Source organism: Streptomyces mangrovi (assembly GCF_900114215.1).
Lineage (GTDB): Bacteria > Actinomycetota > Actinomycetes > Streptomycetales > Streptomycetaceae > Streptomyces > Streptomyces barkulensis.
In genome coordinates this window covers 99,436-113,192 of the sequence record NZ_FOSG01000003.1, presented here as the reverse complement: position 1 = coordinate 113,192, position 13,757 = coordinate 99,436, and the positions used below count along the sequence as shown (strand labels likewise).

The window sequence follows — 13,757 nt, the reverse complement described above, 5'->3', positions numbered from 1 at the left end:
TCGTGAAGCTTGACTCCATGTACCAGGACGTGATCCTGGACCACTACAAGCACCCGCACGGACGGGGGCTGCGCGACGGCGACGCCGAGGTGCACCACGTCAACCCGACGTGCGGCGACGAGATCACCCTGCGGGTGAGGATGGACGGCTCCACCGTCGCGGACGTCAGCTACGAGGGGCAGGGCTGCTCCATCAGCCAGGCCAGCGCCTCGGTGCTGAACGACCTGCTGGTCGGCAAGGAACTGGCCGAGGCGCGCCGGGTCCAGGAGACCTTCCTGGAGCTGATGCAGTCCAAGGGCCGGATCGAGCCGGACGACGCGATGGAGGAGGTCCTGGAGGACGCGGTCGCGTTCGCCGGGGTCTCCAAGTACCCGGCACGCGTGAAGTGTGCCCTGCTGAGCTGGATGGCATGGAAGGACGCCACCGCCCAGGCCCTGGGCGACGGCTCCGCTGAGCACGTCGAAGACAAGGCCGGGCGCAAGGCCGAGGAGAGGACCGCATGAGCGAGACGCCGACCACGACGAAGCCCGCGAGCGAGGACGAGGTCCGCGAGGCGCTGTACGACGTGGTGGACCCCGAGCTGGGCATCGACGTCGTCAACCTGGGCCTGATCTACGGCATCCACGTCGACGACGACAACACCGCCACGCTGGACATGACGCTGACGTCCGCGGCCTGCCCGCTGACCGACGTGATCGAGGACCAGGCGAAGTCGGCGACCGACGGCATCGTCAACGAACTGCGCATCAATTGGGTCTGGATGCCGCCGTGGGGCCCGGACAAGATCACCGACGAGGGCCGCGAGCAGCTGCGCGCACTCGGCTTCAACGTCTGAGGCGCCGGGCGGGACCCCTGTGGGCCCCGCCCGGCGCCCAGCGCCTTCCCCGCCGGCCGGGCGGGGGCGGCGTGCGCGGGGACGGGGCGGCCGACGGCTCCGCCGCACCGCTGCGTAGCCTCGGCGCATGGCGTATCTGATGCTGGCCTGCGCGATCCTGGCCGAGGTGCTGGCGACCACCTCGATGAAGTACAGCGACGGCTTCACCCGGCTGTGGCCCACCCTGGGCACCGCCGCCGGGTACCTCGTCGCGTTCGTCCTGCTCGCGCAGACGCTCAGGACCATGTCGGTGGGCACCGCGTACGCGATCTGGTCGGGCGTCGGCACCGCCGCCATCGCCGTGATCGGCATGGTCTTCATCGGTGAGGCGGTCAACGCCGTCAGGATCACCGGAATCCTCCTGGTCATCGCCGGAGTGGTGGTCCTCAACCTCGGCGGCGGCGGTCACTGAGCGGACCTGCTCACGCGAACCGGTCCCACCGGCCCGTCCGGCCGGTGGGACCGGTTCGCGCTCGCGGAAGGTGTCCGGTTAGCGTTTGGCCATGACCGAAGCACCCGCATCCGCACCCCGTACGACCGGCGCAGTCGCCGCCGGACTGGCCACCGTCGCGCTGGAGGGGGGCGCCGTCCTCGACACCTGGTTCCCCGCGCCCGAGCTGACCGACGCACCCGGGCCCGCCGGCACCGAGCGGCTGAGCGCCGAGCGTGCCGCCGAGCTGCTGGGCGACGCCGCGCCGCAGGCCCTGGGCCCGGACCGGGTCCGCGGTGTCGAGGTCATCGCCGTCCGCACCGTCATCGCCTCGCTGGACGACAAGCCCCTGGACGCGCACGACGCCTACCTGCGGCTGCACCTGCTCAGCCACCGCCTGGTGAGGCCGCACGGCCAGAACCTGGACGGGATCTTCGGCCTGCTCGCCAACGTGGCCTGGACCAGCCTCGGCCCCGTCCCCGTCGAGAGGGTCGAGCAGGTCCGCCTCGCCGCCCGCGCCGAGGGCAGGCAGCTCACGGTCACCAGCGTCGACAAGTTCCCCCGGATGACCGACTACGTCATCCCCAAGGGCGTGCGCATCGGCGACGCCGACCGGGTGCGCCTGGGCGCCCACCTCGCCTCCGGCACCACCGTGATGCACGAGGGCTTCGTCAACTTCAACGCCGGGACACTGGGCACCTCCATGGTCGAGGGCCGTATCAGCGCGGGCGTGGTCGTCGACGACGGCTCCGACATCGGTGGCGGCTCCTCGATCATGGGCACCCTCTCCGGCGGTGGCAAGCAGACCATCTCCATCGGCAGGCGCTGCCTGCTGGGCGCCGAGGCCGGCATCGGCATCTCGCTGGGCGACGACTGCATCGTGGAGGCGGGTCTCTACCTGACGGCCGGCACCCGCGTCGCCCTGCCCGACGGCAAGGTCGTCAAGGCGCTGGAGATGTCCGGCGCGAGCAACCTCCTGTTCCGCCGCAACTCCACCACCGGAGCCGTCGAGGCCCTCCAGCGCTCCGGCTCCTGGGGCGGTCTGAACGAGGCCCTGCACAGCCACAACTGACGCCGTACCGGGCACACCCCGGCGCCGGACAGCCGGCCGGGCCCGCCGCTCCCACCGGGCGGCGGGCCCGTTACGCTGTGCGGTCATGGGCGATCTCATGACCGGAGCGCGATACCTGGGGCGGGGCCAGAAGTGGATCCTGCGCAACGGACGGTGGTTCGGCTTCGGGCTGCTGCCCGCGCTCATCACCCTGGTGCTCTACACGGCGGCCCTGGTCGCCCTCGGCTTCTGGGCCGACGACCTGGCCGCCTGGGCCACGCCGTTCGCCGACGACTGGTCCTCGCCCTGGGCCGGCCTGCTGCGCGGCACCTTCACCGTGCTGCTGTTCGCCGGCGGCCTGCTGATGACGGTGCTCACCTTCACCGCCGTCACCCTGCTGGTCGGCGACCCCTTCTACGAGTCCCTGTCGGAGAAGGTCGAGGAGGCAGAGGGCGGCTGCCCCGAGGGTCCGGAGGTCTCGCTGCTGCGCGGACTGTGGATCTCCCTGTGCGACAGCCTCTACGTTCTGGCGTGGGCCCTGCCCTTCGGCGTGGTGCTGTTCCTGCTCGGCTTCGTGCCCGTCGTCGGCCAGACCGTCGTCCCCGTCACCGGTCTGCTCGTCGCGGGGTTCTTCCTGACGCTGGAACTCGCCTCGGTCGCCATGCAGCGCCGTGACATCCCCGTCCGCGAGCGGCTGCGGATGCTGCGCGGGCGCAAGGCGCTCGCGGTCGGCTTCGGGGCGCCGCTGGCACTGTGCTTCCTGGTGCCGCTGGCCGCGGTCCTCCTGATGCCGGGCGCGGTCGCGGGCGCCGCCCTCCTGGTGCGTGACCTGACGGACGCGCCCGCGGACGGACAGCCGGCCGCGGGGGAGCCGCGGGGGCCTCACGGGTCGCAGGGGATGTGGGCCAAGCCGGACCACCGGAGCGGACCGACCGGACCGACCGGACCGGCCTGATCACGCCCGGGGCCGCCGGGCCGGATCACCGGGACAGCGTCGCCCTGAGGGCGTCTGCCAGCCGCGCGGTCAGCGCCTCGTCGGCCGGCAGCAGCGGCGGGCGCACCGGCCCGCCCGGCAGTCCCGCCGCGGCGAACAGCGCCTTGACCGACACCGCGCCGGGCACCTGGGACATCATCGCGTCGACCAGCGGCACCAGGGCCCGATGGCGCCGGGCGGCCCCGGTGTGGTCGCCGGCGTCGAAGGCGTCCAGGACGCCGCGTACGGCGGGCCCCGCCACGTTGGCGACCGTGCTCACACAGCCGTGGGCGCCGATCGCGCGCAGCGGCAGGGTCGTCTCGTCGCAGCCGGAGTAGTAGACCAGCCCGGTGGAGCCCAGCACCTTCGCCGTCTTCATCAGGTCGTAGGCGCAGTCCTTGACCGCGCGGACGCGCGGGTGCTCCGCGAGCCGCGTCAGCGTCTCCACCGTCAGCGCGGTGCCCGCCCCGGTGCGGGCGGGGATGTCGTGGAGCATCACCGGCAGGGCGGTGGCGTCGGCGACGGTGGCCAGATGGCGGGCGACGGCCTCCTGGGTGGGGCGGGAGTAGTACGGCGTGACGACCAGCAGGCCGTGGGCGCCCGCCTCCTCGGCGGCCCGGGCCAGCTCCGCCGAGTGCCGGGTGTCGGCGGACCCGACGCCGGCGACGATCCGGGCCCGGTCGCCGACCTCCTCGGCCACGGCCCGTACCAGGGCGGTCTTCTCGTCGTCGGAGGTGGTCGGCGACTCGCCGGTGGTGCCGCTGAGCACCAGGGCGTCGCAGCCGCCCCGGTCCACCAGATGGGCGGCCAGCCGCCGGGCGCCGGGGAGGTCCAGCGCGCCGGAGGAGTCGAACGGGGTGATCATGGCGGCGGCGACGCGGCCGAAGGGGGAGTCGGGCATGGGGGCGAGTCTGGCCCACGCCGAAGCGGCCGGTCCAACCGGCCGTCCGACCGGTTCGTTCAGCGGTCGCCCCGGCCCGAGGCACGTTCCCGTGGGAGGCCCCGATGCGCCGGCCGTGCCGCCTCCCCGCTTTCCGGGGAGACGGCACGGCCGGTTCTCACGGGGACGTCCCGCCTCAGGGGCGGAAGCGGATCACCTGGGGGTCGTGGTCGCTCGCCTGGTCGGCGAACTCCGCGTTGACGTGCACGATGTCGTAGTCGAAGCGGCGGATGCCCGGGGAGACCAGGGTCTGGTCCAGCACCTGGGCGTTGCCGTCGTAGACGTAGGTGTAGCGCTCGTCCTCGGGCAGCGAGAACACCGCGCTGCGCAGCGCGCCGCCCGCGGTCAGCTCGCGGGTGGTGGTGGAGAACTCGAAGTCGTTGATGTCGCCGAGAACGACGACGTTCGCCTTCCGCTGCACCGCCAGCACCTGCCGCACGAAGTGGTTGACCACCCTCGCCTGCGCGGTGCGCTGGACCTCGGAGGAGCGCTCGGGCGGCTGTACGGCCGCGTGCAGGGACTGGTCGCCGCCCTTGGAGGCGAAGTGGTTGGCGACCACGATGACGGTGCGGCCGCGGAAGCGGAACTCGCCGGCCAGCGGCTTGCGGCTGTCCTCCCAGGCCATGTCGTTCGGCGCGACGCGGGCGGGGGAGTGGGTCAGCACGGCCCGGCCGCGCTCGCGCTCCACGCCGACCGCGGTGGTGGCGTCGCCGCCGGGGCGGTCCACGAAGGAGACCCGCCCGGGGTTGAAGAGGAAGACGTTGCGGATGTTGCCGCCGGGCTGGCCGCCGTCGGCGTCGTCGACCGGGTCGACGGTGCGCCACTCGTAGCGCGGGCCGCCCGCGGCCGCGATGGCGTCGGTGAACTTCGCGAGTGTGGCGTCGGCGGAGACCACCTCGTCGTTCACCGGGCCGTTGTCGTCCTGGATCTCCTCCAGGGCGACGATGTCGGGGGAGGCGAGGCTGTCCACCACGCCCCGGGCCAGCCGGTCGAACTTCTCCTGGTCGTTGCCGGGGTGGAGGTTCTCCACGTTGTAGGTGGCCACGGCCAGTTCGCCGCGGCGCTGGGCGCGGGTGCGCTCGCGCTCCGGGCCGCGGTCCTCGACCTCGCCCAGCTCGCGGGCGGCCACCAGGTAGCCGCCGTACTGCTCGTAGTCCAGCGGGCCGGTGGTGGCGCCGGCCAGCACGTCGCCGGTGTTCGCGGCGGGGAAGGGCTGCTGGGACAGCGGGACGAGCGACTCGACCTTGAGACGGCCGGAGTTCTGCTCGTCGTAGCCGCCGTAGACGGTGCCGCCGCGCACCGAGGGGTTCTGCTCCGGCCTGACGGTCACCCACAGCTCGGCGTACCGGGTGCTGGGGCCGGCCACGCGGGCGTCGCGGATCTGTACGTCCATGCCCTCCAGGGACTCGTACAGGTCCAGCGCGTAGGCGCCGGGACGCAGTTGAAGCCCCTCGATGCTCCCGTCCGCGGCCGGGTCGCCCTGGGGCGCGTAGGCCTCGGGGACGGAGGCGGAGTCCAAGGCCACCGGGGCGGGCAGCCGGTTGCCGGAGGAGACGACGGTCACCTGGGGGCGGGATATCTGGGTGAGGGTCTGGTTGCCCGAGGAGTTGCCGCCGGGACGGTACTCGGTGACCGTGCCCGAGACGCTCACCAGGTCGCCGACGGCCACCTGGGGCGCGGAGCCGGTGTAGACGAAGAGGCCCTCGCTGGTGGCCGGGTCCGAGTCGGGGGCGGTGTCCTGCATCCAGAAACCGCGCGAGCCGTAGGTGCGTACGCCGGTGACGACGCCGGACACCTGCGACACCCGCTCGCCGGCCAGCGGCGAGAGGCGGGTGGCGCCCTGGATGTCGTGGATGCGGACCGCGTCGGCCGGTTCCGCCGCCGAGGCGGGGACGGCCAGCAGCGTCGAGGTCAGGGCTGCGACGGTGAGTGCGGCGGTACGGGCCGCCTGGGATCTGCTCAAGGGGTCCCTCCGGGACGGTGCTGTGGGTGCCGGACGCGCTGGACGTGCCAGGTGTGCCCGGCGGAAAGCCGAAGTGCGGCGCCGGGGAAGCGGTGACGCTGCCCACGGTTCGCACGGTGCGGTTTCTACGCGCGTAACGTGCCGCTCTGGTCAGGTGCTTGTCAAGCGACCCCCGGTGTACGCGGGCGGAAGGGCCGGTGAACCCGACGGCGGAAGCGGAAGCCGTCTACGCTGGGGCATCGATCACAACGCCCGCCTCATCGAATCGAGGAGCCCCTCCCCCATGACCGGTGACGACCGTCCCACCGTGCCGCCCGTACGGCTGCCCGCCGAAGCCGAACTGGCGCGGGACGCGCTGGCCTCGCCACTGCTGTCCCGGGCCGCCCGGCTCGCGCGCTGGGCCGGGGAGGGAGTCCGGGTCGGCGCCGGGGGCGAGCTGTCCGACGAGTCGCTGGAGCGGGCCGCCGCCCACCTCGGCCTCGACGGGGAGGACGGGCTCGCGCACGCCGAGCGGGCCTGGGACACGGCCCTGGACACCGGTCTGCTGGAGATCCGCGAGGACGACGGGGCGGACGGGGACAGCGGGGCGGACGAGAACGACGGAGCGGACGGGGATGGAGAGGCCGGGGACGGCACGGCGGTCCCCGGCGAGGAGCTGTCCCTGCTCACCGGGGGCGCTCCCGGTGACGTACTGGACGTCTGGCGCGACGGCCTGGAGGCGGCCCTCGCGGACGCCGCCGCCCCCGCCCTGGAGGATCTGCTCGGCGAACTGGGTGCCGAGGGCGAGGACGGCCGGATCGACCCGGACTCCCTCGACCTCGACGCGCTCGACTGGGACCCGGAGGAGGAGGCCGACTTCCTCGACGGCGCCCTGGGCAACCTCTACGTCCTGACCGCGACCGACCCCGCCGTGACGGACGGGGCGATGGTGCCGCTGCCGGTGCTCGCCGCCTCGATGGTCGCCCCGGAGGACATGGAGCACCCCACCGACTCCGTTCTGGAGGACGTCTCGACGGCGATGGTGAGGCTGGACGAGCAGTTCCGGATGCTGGAGCCGATCGGGATCGTCGACTACCGGCCCGTGGACGAGGCCCTGATCGAGGAGGCCGACGGCGGCGAACCCGGCGGACCCGACGAACCGGACGACTTCGGCGGCCCGGACGAGGAGGACCTGGCCCGCTACGGCATGGTCCGCCTGACCCCGCTCGGCCTGTACGGCTTGCGGCAGCGGCTGCTGGAGGCGGGCGTCCACGCCCCGGTCGTGGGCGATCTGGCGCGGGAGAGCGCCCGGGAGCTGCTGGCCGCCCTGCCCGGCCACGGCGAGGAGGCGGCCCGCCACGAGATCGAGCTGTGGCTCGCCCGGCGCGCCCCCCTGGAGGCCGCCCGCGAACTCCTCGCCGCCGCCCGGGGCGACGACCGGGACGCGCCGCGCCGTCGCCTGGCCTGCCAGCAGGCCCTCTCGATCACCGGCGCGGAGGCCGAGCCCGCCCTGCGCGAGGTCCTCGACGACGGCCACCTGGGAGGACTGGCCCGGGTGTGGCTCTCCGAGCGGGGCTTCGCCGACGTGCCCGCGCCGTCGGAGGAGATGGTGTTCTGGCTGACCGTGGACACCCTGGCCGCCCAGCTGGCCACCGAGGAGGGCGGGGACGACTCGGAGGAGCTGCGCGAGCTGGTGCGGGGCCTGGTCGACCAGCACAGCGGCTTCTTCGACAAGGCGTGGCGCGTCGACCACCCGGCGACCGGGGAGGTGCTGGAGGCGATGAGCCGTGTGCATCCCGACCGCAAGGCGGCGAAGGACGCCCGCAAGGCGGCGTACAGGGCGCGGTCGCGCGGCTGAGCCGCCCGGTTCGGCCCGTGTTCAACCCGCGTTCGCCGGAGGGCGGGATCGTGGTCGGCGCCGTGCCATCGCGCAGAGCCGACGGGAGAGACGATGCCGACCAGCAGCGAAGTCAGTCGCCCAGACCTCAGCAGGCGGTCGGTCGTGGCCGGGGCCGGGATCGCCCTCACCGGCAGTGCGGGCATCCTGGCCGGCACCTCGGGCGCGTTCGGCGTCCCGGGCCGCGACGACCGCGACGACCGTGACGGACACCGCGGGCGGGGGGAGGACGACGCACCGCGGGGCTACGGGCCACTGCTGCACGACCCCGAAGGGGTGCTCGCCCTGCCCGCGGGCTTCTCGTACCGCGTCCTCACGCACTGCGGCGTCACCCGGCTGGAGACCGGCGAGCCCACTCCGGCCGGGCACGACGGCACCGCCGCCTTCGACGGACCCCGGGGCAGCACGCTGCTGGTCAACAACCACGAGCTGAAGGGTCCCCGCGGCGACTGGGAGCATCCGGTGCCGCTCGCCGAGGGGCTGGTCTACGATCCGGCCGCCGCGGGGGGCTGCACGGTCGTGGAGGTCTCGCACGACGGGGAGAAGCTCGCCGAGTGGGTGGGCATCGCCGGTACCTCCACCAACTGCGCGGGCGGGGTGACCCCCTGGGGCACCTGGCTGACCTGCGAGGAGAACTCCGACCGGGCCGGCGAGAGGGGCATGACCCGCGACCACGGCTACGTCTTCGAGGTCGATCCGCGCGACCGGCGGGCCAATCGCGACCCCAGGCCGCTGAAGGCGCTGGGCCGCTTCGACCACGAGGCCGTCGTCGTGGACCCGCGGCGCGGTCACATGTATCTGACGGAGGACGACTCCGGCCCCAACGGCCTGCTCTACCGGTGGGTGCCGCCGCACGGCTTCCGGCACGGGCGGGGGATGCTGCGCTCACTGGCCGACGACGCGGGTGTCCTCCAGGCGTTCCGCTGCTTCGACTCCGGCGGCCGGTTCGTCGACGACCTCTCCCGCGCGGTGCGCCCCGGCACGGTGTACGGGGTCGACTGGGTGGACGTCCCCGACCGCGACGCCCGCGAGGTGCCCGTCCGCAGGCAGTTCACCGGGAACGAGGTCACCCGCGCCCGCAAGCTGGAGGGCATGTGGTGGGCCGACGGCGGCGCGTACGTGGTGGCCTCCTACGCCCGTGACGAGGACAGCCCCGGCGAGCCCCACGACGGCCAGGTGTGGTTCTACGACCCCCGGCGCCGCACCCTCACCCTCAGACTGCGCTTCGGGGTCAACCGCGACCCGCACGAGCCCGGCGGCCTCGACGGCCCCGACAACATCACGGTCTCGCCGTACGGCGGAGTGATCATCGCCGAGGACGGCGAGGGGCTCCAGCACCTGATGGCCGCGGACGACCGCGGCCGGGCGTTCCCGATCGCGCGCAACGAGGTGAACATCGGCACGGAGGAGGAGCCGGAGTACAGCGAGTTCGCCGGGGTCTGCTTCTCGGGGGACGGCCGGACGCTGTTCGCCGGGATCCAGGAGCCCGGCATCCTGCTGGCGATCACCGGCCCCTGGCGGCGCCACTGAGCCGCCGCCGCGCGGCTGTGACCGTGCGGAAGGGCCCGCGGGAGATGATCTCCCGCGGGCCCTTCCGCGCCGCGCCGTGTCCACGCCGTGCCGGTGCCGTGCCGGCGGCTTCAGGCCGCGGCGGTCATCCTGTGCCGCTCGGCCGCCCGCCACAGGCTCCGCAGCCGGTCCAGCTCGGCGAGCTCCGCCCGGGACCAGGGACGGTCTCCGTGAGCGCGGACGAAGGCGCGGAGCGCCTCGTTCGCCTGGGCGGGAGTCTGGGACCCGGGAGCCGGGGATCCTTGCTCGGGAGTGGTGGACATATGACCAGCGTAGGGGCTGGGTATGACAGCGGCAGGTCCCGCCGATTTCCCTTCTGCCGTGTAGTTCAAACCTCAATCGCTCCGCAAATGCCCGAAATCGTCGCTGACCTGCGAATATGACTGCCGGTGCGGGGAGTTGGGTCCATCGGGCCGGCCGACGGATGCGACGGATATCACTCCCGCCGCCTCTCCGCGGGGGTGGCGGGCGTCCCGCGGCAAGGGTCTTCACGACTCCTGCGCGACTCCTGTGCGATTTCCTCTCCGCCCTCTCCGCCCTCTCCGCCCTCTCCGCCTTCCTCCGCGACCGGCGCTCCCGCGGTCGGCCTGCGGCCCCGGCTCTCCTACAGGGCCGCGCCGCCCGGCTTCACCATGCCGCGGACGGTGCGGGAGTCCACGTAGTCACCCAGCGCCGTCATCTCCCACTCGCCCGAGAACTGGCGGATCAGCTTGCACATCAGCACGCCCGTGCGCGACTCGGACCCGGTCAGGTCGAAACGGACCAGCTCCTCGCCGGTGGCGGCGTCCAGCAGGCGGCAGTAGGCCTTGGCGACCTCGGTGAACTTCTGCCCGGAGAAGGAGTTGACCGTGAAGACCAGGCCCGTCACCTGCGGCGGCAGACCGCCCAGGTGGACGGTGATGGCCTCGTCGTCCCCCGCGCCCTCGCCGGTGAGGTTGTCGCCGGAGTGCTGGATCGTTCCGTTCAGGATGGCGAGTTTGCCGAAGTAGCAGTTGTCGATCTTCTTGCGGTTGGCGTCGTAGGCGATGACCGACGCGTCGAGGTCGACGTTCTTGCCGCGGAAGGCGGGCTCCCAGCCCAGCCCCATCCGGACCGAGGTCAGCAGCGGCTTTCCGCCCTTGACCAGGGAGACCGTCTGGTGCTTCCGCAGGTCCACCCGGCCCTTGTCCAGGTTGATCTTCCCGGTGGCGGCGGGGGCGGGAGCGGCGGCGGGCGGAGCGGCCGGCACGGCCGGAGCCGCGGGCGCGGTGGGAGGAGCCGCGGGCGTGGTGGGTGCGGCAGGCGCGGCGGGCTCCTCCACCGTCACGCCGAAGTCCGTGGCGATGCCCGCCAGCCCGTTCGCGTATCCCTGGCCGACCGCGCGGACCTTCCAGGCGTCGCCCCTGCGGTACACCTCGACGACGACCAGCGCCGTCTCCGGACCCAGCCGGGGCGGGGTGAAGGTGGCCACCACCGCGCCGCTCGCCGCGTCCCGCACGGTCGCGGTGGGCTCGGTGCCGGCGAAGGTCGCGCCCGGGGCGTCGAGGCTGGCCGTCACCACGATCTTCTCGATGCCGGCGGGCACCGCGGCGGTGTCCACGGTGATGGTGTCGAGACCACCTGCGGAACTGTGGGCCACTCCCGGGGCGGAGGGCTGGTTGTAGAAGACGAAGTCGTCGTCGGAGCGCACCTTCCCGTCGGCGGTGATCAGCAGGCCGGAGACGTCGAGCCGCGCCGGCGCGGTGACGTCCACCGCCACACGCGCGGTGGACAGCGGGAGGTTCGAACCGGGAGTCATTGCAGTCATGGTCCGGATAACGGACCGCACCGCTTTACGGTTCCATTACCCTCCGCCGTCCGGTGACACGCTCCGTACCGGCGGGGCCGGGGCGCGGGGCGGGCCGGCCTCAGCGGGACGGGCGCGAGTGGCCGAAGAGCAGACGGTAGGCGATCAGCAGCACCAGGGAGCCGGCGACCGCCGAGACCCACAGGGCCGGGTCGTAGAAGTCCCGCTCCACCGGGCGGTCCAGATAGGTCGCCGACAGCCAGCCGCCCACGAACGCCCCGACGATGCCGATGAGCGTGGTGCCCACCAGCCCGCCCGGGTCGCGGCCCGGCAGCAGGATCTTGGCGACGACCCCCGTGACCAGTCCGAGCACCAGCCAGCTCACGATGTCCACGACCGTACCCCTCCCCGCCGCGGGACTCCGCCCGCGGTCCGTGATCTTCGCGGGCCATCATGCCCGAACGGGGGCTCCCCCGAACACCGTCCGGTCAGGCAGCCGGGAGCGGTGCGGAACGCGCCGCGCCGACGGGCGCGTTCCGGGACCGTCGGAGCGGCGTGTGCCCCGGGGCCGCTCCGGGCCCGCGGCCGCACGGCGGTGCCAGCGGCCGGGGCGTGCGAGGGCGGGGGCCGACGTCTCCGTCACCGAATCCCGTTCATGTCCTTGGGAGGTGACGAGGGGTCGCTCCGCCCCCGCCCGGGGTGCCGTGAGCTGGATTCACTGGTAAAGCCCCGGACTCCGGGAAGCGGGCGGATGCCACGCACTGTTCAGGTGTGCGCACACGCGACACCGTTGTGGACGGCCGCTCAGGGGTGGGCGAGGCTGTCGCGGTCCGGTCCTCTGATCTAGCCTTCGCCCGTCCCGCCCTTCCTGTTCGTCCGGTCCACCCGGTCCACCCAACCGAACCCATCTCACACCAAGGAGCCGTCGATGCGCGCTTCCGCGTTCGTCTACCCCTGGGACGTCGTCGGTGACCCGGCCGCCGCCCGCCGGATCGCCGACCTCGGCGTCGAGCAGGTCACCCTCGCCTCCGCCTACCACTCCACCAGGGCGCTCACCCCCCGCCATCCGCGCCACCGTGTCGTCTCCGCCCGGCACTCCGCCGTCTACTACCCGGTCGACCCGGCCCGCTGGGAGGGCCGACGACTGCGTCCGTACGCGCAGGACTGGGTCGCGGGCGAGGACCCGTACGGTGAGGCCGCGGCGGCTCTGGCCGACGCCGGGCTGGAGGTGCACTCCTGGGTGATTCTCGCCCACAACACCCGGCTCGGCGGCGAGCACCCGGATCTGACCGTGCGCAACGCCTACGGCGACCGCTACCCCTGGGCGCCCTGCGTCGCACGGGAGGAGGTGCGTGCCTACGCAGCCGCCCTGGCCGCCGAGGCCGCCGTGCGGCCCGGTGCGCGCGGGGTGGAGCTGGAGTCCTGCGGCTGGTACGGGCTGGGGCACCTGAGCGCCCACGACAAGACCGGCGGGGTGCGGCTGGACGGAGCCGGCCAGTACCTGATGTCGCTGTGCTTCTGCCCGGAGTGCGAGGCCGGGTACGCCGCGCACGGCGCCGATCCCGAGCGGCTGCGGCGTGCCGCGGTCGCCGCGCTGGAGCCGCTGTGGCGCGGGGAGCGTGAGAAGCACGAGGGGCGCGAGGAGCGCGGGAGGGCGTCCGGCGGACGCGCCCAGGAGTGGGAGGAGGTGGAGAAACTGCTGGGGCAGGAGCTCGCCGGGGCTGCGGCAGCCTGGCGCGACCAGGTAGCGAGCGCTTTCCAAACCGAGGTTGTGACAGCCGTGCGGAAGGCTGCCGAGGCCCGGCGGACGGAAGGATTCCGGGTGCTGCTGCACGCCGATCCGGCGCCCCATCGCTGCGGCGCCAACGTCGGTGTGGACCCCGCCGCCGTCCTCGCCCTGGCCGACGGGGTGGTGCTGCCGTGCACCGGGGACGGCGCCGGACGCGAGGCCGTCCTGGCGCCCTTCGCCCCGTACCGCGCCCCCTTCACCGTGCTCGCCGCCAACTTCACGGTGGTCGGCGGGATGGGCGGGCGCCCCGCGGAGCTGGCCGGGGACGCCGCGCACGCCCGGGAGCTGGGCGCGACCGAGCTTCGGCTGTACCACGCCGGCCTGGCCGGTGACGCGGACCTGGCGGCCGTGCGCGCCGCGCTGTCCCGCCTGGACTGAGCCGCGCCGAGTCGGACCGGAACGCGCCGGATCGCGCCGGCGTACGAGTGTGACGCGCGACAGCTCCGCGTGATCGTCGGCGCACCTGTCGTCGCATACGGTAAGCGCTTTCAAGACGGTCCCCGAAAGTTCTGTCGGAACCGTTGACG

The 13,757-nt window shown here is 73.6% G+C and carries 13 protein-coding genes; 8 read left to right on the top strand and 5 right to left on the bottom strand.

The genetic code is table 11. The features are described 5' to 3' along the window. Positions 1 to 2: 2 nt before the first annotated feature. The 5 genes from sufU to BM237_RS05210 all read left to right on the top strand — a co-directional run bounded on the left by sufU (position 3) and on the right by BM237_RS05210 (position 3,310). Positions 3 to 503 carry a Fe-S cluster assembly sulfur transfer protein SufU gene (gene sufU / locus BM237_RS05230; protein WP_093848326.1) on the top strand — a complete coding sequence of 167 codons (501 nt, stop codon included), beginning with the start codon at positions 3 to 5 and terminating at the stop codon, positions 501 to 503. After that, the gene (locus BM237_RS05225) at positions 500 to 835 is read left to right on the top strand and encodes a metal-sulfur cluster assembly factor (RefSeq protein ID WP_093848325.1); all 336 of its coding nucleotides are present in this window, start codon (positions 500 to 502) and stop codon (positions 833 to 835) included. Before sufU ends, BM237_RS05225 begins: the two co-directional genes overlap by 4 nt. A 127-nt stretch (positions 836 to 962) precedes the next feature. Beyond that, positions 963 to 1,286: a DMT family transporter gene (locus BM237_RS05220; RefSeq protein WP_093848324.1), complete on the top strand. Its 324-nt coding sequence runs from the start codon at positions 963 to 965 to the stop codon at positions 1,284 to 1,286. A 91-nt stretch (positions 1,287 to 1,377) separates the two neighbouring features. Next, positions 1,378 to 2,376 carry a 2,3,4,5-tetrahydropyridine-2,6-dicarboxylate N-succinyltransferase gene (gene dapD / locus BM237_RS05215; RefSeq protein ID WP_093848323.1) on the top strand — a complete coding sequence of 333 codons (999 nt, stop codon included), beginning with the start codon at positions 1,378 to 1,380 and terminating at the stop codon, positions 2,374 to 2,376. 85 nt (positions 2,377 to 2,461) lie between these two features. After that, a complete protein-coding gene (locus BM237_RS05210) occupies positions 2,462 to 3,310 on the top strand; it encodes an EI24 domain-containing protein (protein WP_093848322.1) in 849 nt (282 codons plus the stop codon). Positions 3,311 to 3,335: 25 nt separating this feature from the next. Here the strand turns inward: BM237_RS05210 and dapA are convergent, their stop codons facing one another. Continuing rightward, positions 3,336 to 4,229: a 4-hydroxy-tetrahydrodipicolinate synthase gene (gene dapA / locus BM237_RS05205; RefSeq protein ID WP_093848321.1), complete on the bottom strand. Its 894-nt coding sequence runs from the start codon at positions 4,227 to 4,229 to the stop codon at positions 3,336 to 3,338. 175 nt (positions 4,230 to 4,404) lie between these two features. Next, on the bottom strand, positions 4,405 to 6,231 hold the full coding sequence (locus BM237_RS05200) for a DUF8508 domain-containing protein (RefSeq protein WP_093848320.1): 1,827 nt from the start codon (positions 6,229 to 6,231) through the stop codon (positions 4,405 to 4,407). Between the two features lie 283 nt (positions 6,232 to 6,514). On the opposite strand from BM237_RS05200, the gene BM237_RS05195 reads away from it, so the two are divergent. Continuing rightward, positions 6,515 to 8,068, top strand: coding sequence for a hypothetical protein (locus BM237_RS05195; protein WP_093848318.1), 1,554 nt, complete (start codon positions 6,515 to 6,517; stop codon positions 8,066 to 8,068). Positions 8,069 to 8,161: 93 nt separating this feature from the next. Continuing rightward, entirely contained in the window at positions 8,162 to 9,637 is a 1,476-nt protein-coding gene (locus BM237_RS05190) for an alkaline phosphatase PhoX (protein WP_093848316.1), read from the top strand. 110 nt (positions 9,638 to 9,747) lie between these two features. Here BM237_RS05190 and BM237_RS05185 read toward each other — a convergent pair whose 3' ends face one another. The 3 genes from BM237_RS05185 to BM237_RS05175 all read right to left on the bottom strand — a co-directional run bounded on the left by BM237_RS05185 (position 9,748) and on the right by BM237_RS05175 (position 11,835). After that, the gene (locus tag BM237_RS05185) at positions 9,748 to 9,939 is read right to left on the bottom strand and encodes a hypothetical protein (protein ID WP_093848314.1); all 192 of its coding nucleotides are present in this window, start codon (positions 9,937 to 9,939) and stop codon (positions 9,748 to 9,750) included. A 341-nt stretch (positions 9,940 to 10,280) separates the two neighbouring features. Further along, positions 10,281 to 11,453 (bottom strand): TerD family protein, encoded by a 1,173-nt coding sequence (locus BM237_RS05180; RefSeq protein ID WP_093848312.1) that lies wholly within the window; start codon positions 11,451 to 11,453, stop codon positions 10,281 to 10,283. 109 nt (positions 11,454 to 11,562) lie between these two features. After that, entirely contained in the window at positions 11,563 to 11,835 is a 273-nt protein-coding gene (locus BM237_RS05175; RefSeq protein ID WP_093848310.1) for a GlsB/YeaQ/YmgE family stress response membrane protein, read from the bottom strand. 534 nt (positions 11,836 to 12,369) lie between these two features. Here BM237_RS05175 and BM237_RS05170 point away from each other — a divergent pair. Further along, complete coding sequence (locus tag BM237_RS05170) at positions 12,370 to 13,608, top strand: hypothetical protein (RefSeq protein ID WP_093848308.1); 1,239 nt, start codon at positions 12,370 to 12,372, stop codon at positions 13,606 to 13,608. Positions 13,609 to 13,757 lie beyond the last annotated feature (149 nt).

Excerpts from the sequence above, each read along its gene's own strand:
- BM237_RS05225 (WP_093848325.1), top strand. The coding sequence starts at position 500 with ATGAGCGAGACGCCGACCACGACGAAGCCCGCGAGCGAGGACGAGGTC.
- BM237_RS05220 (WP_093848324.1), top strand. The coding sequence starts at position 963 with ATGGCGTATCTGATGCTGGCCTGCGCGATCCTGGCCGAGGTGCTGGCG.
- dapD (WP_093848323.1), top strand. The coding sequence starts at position 1,378 with ATGACCGAAGCACCCGCATCCGCACCCCGTACGACCGGCGCAGTCGCC.
- BM237_RS05210 (WP_093848322.1), top strand. The coding sequence starts at position 2,462 with ATGGGCGATCTCATGACCGGAGCGCGATACCTGGGGCGGGGCCAGAAG.
- dapA (WP_093848321.1), bottom strand. The coding sequence starts at position 4,229 with ATGCCCGACTCCCCCTTCGGCCGCGTCGCCGCCGCCATGATCACCCCG.
- BM237_RS05195 (WP_093848318.1), top strand. The coding sequence starts at position 6,515 with ATGACCGGTGACGACCGTCCCACCGTGCCGCCCGTACGGCTGCCCGCC.
- BM237_RS05190 (WP_093848316.1), top strand. The coding sequence starts at position 8,162 with ATGCCGACCAGCAGCGAAGTCAGTCGCCCAGACCTCAGCAGGCGGTCG.
- BM237_RS05185 (WP_093848314.1), bottom strand. The coding sequence starts at position 9,939 with ATGTCCACCACTCCCGAGCAAGGATCCCCGGCTCCCGGGTCCCAGACT.
- BM237_RS05180 (WP_093848312.1), bottom strand. The coding sequence starts at position 11,453 with ATGACTCCCGGTTCGAACCTCCCGCTGTCCACCGCGCGTGTGGCGGTG.
- BM237_RS05170 (WP_093848308.1), top strand. The coding sequence starts at position 12,370 with ATGCGCGCTTCCGCGTTCGTCTACCCCTGGGACGTCGTCGGTGACCCG.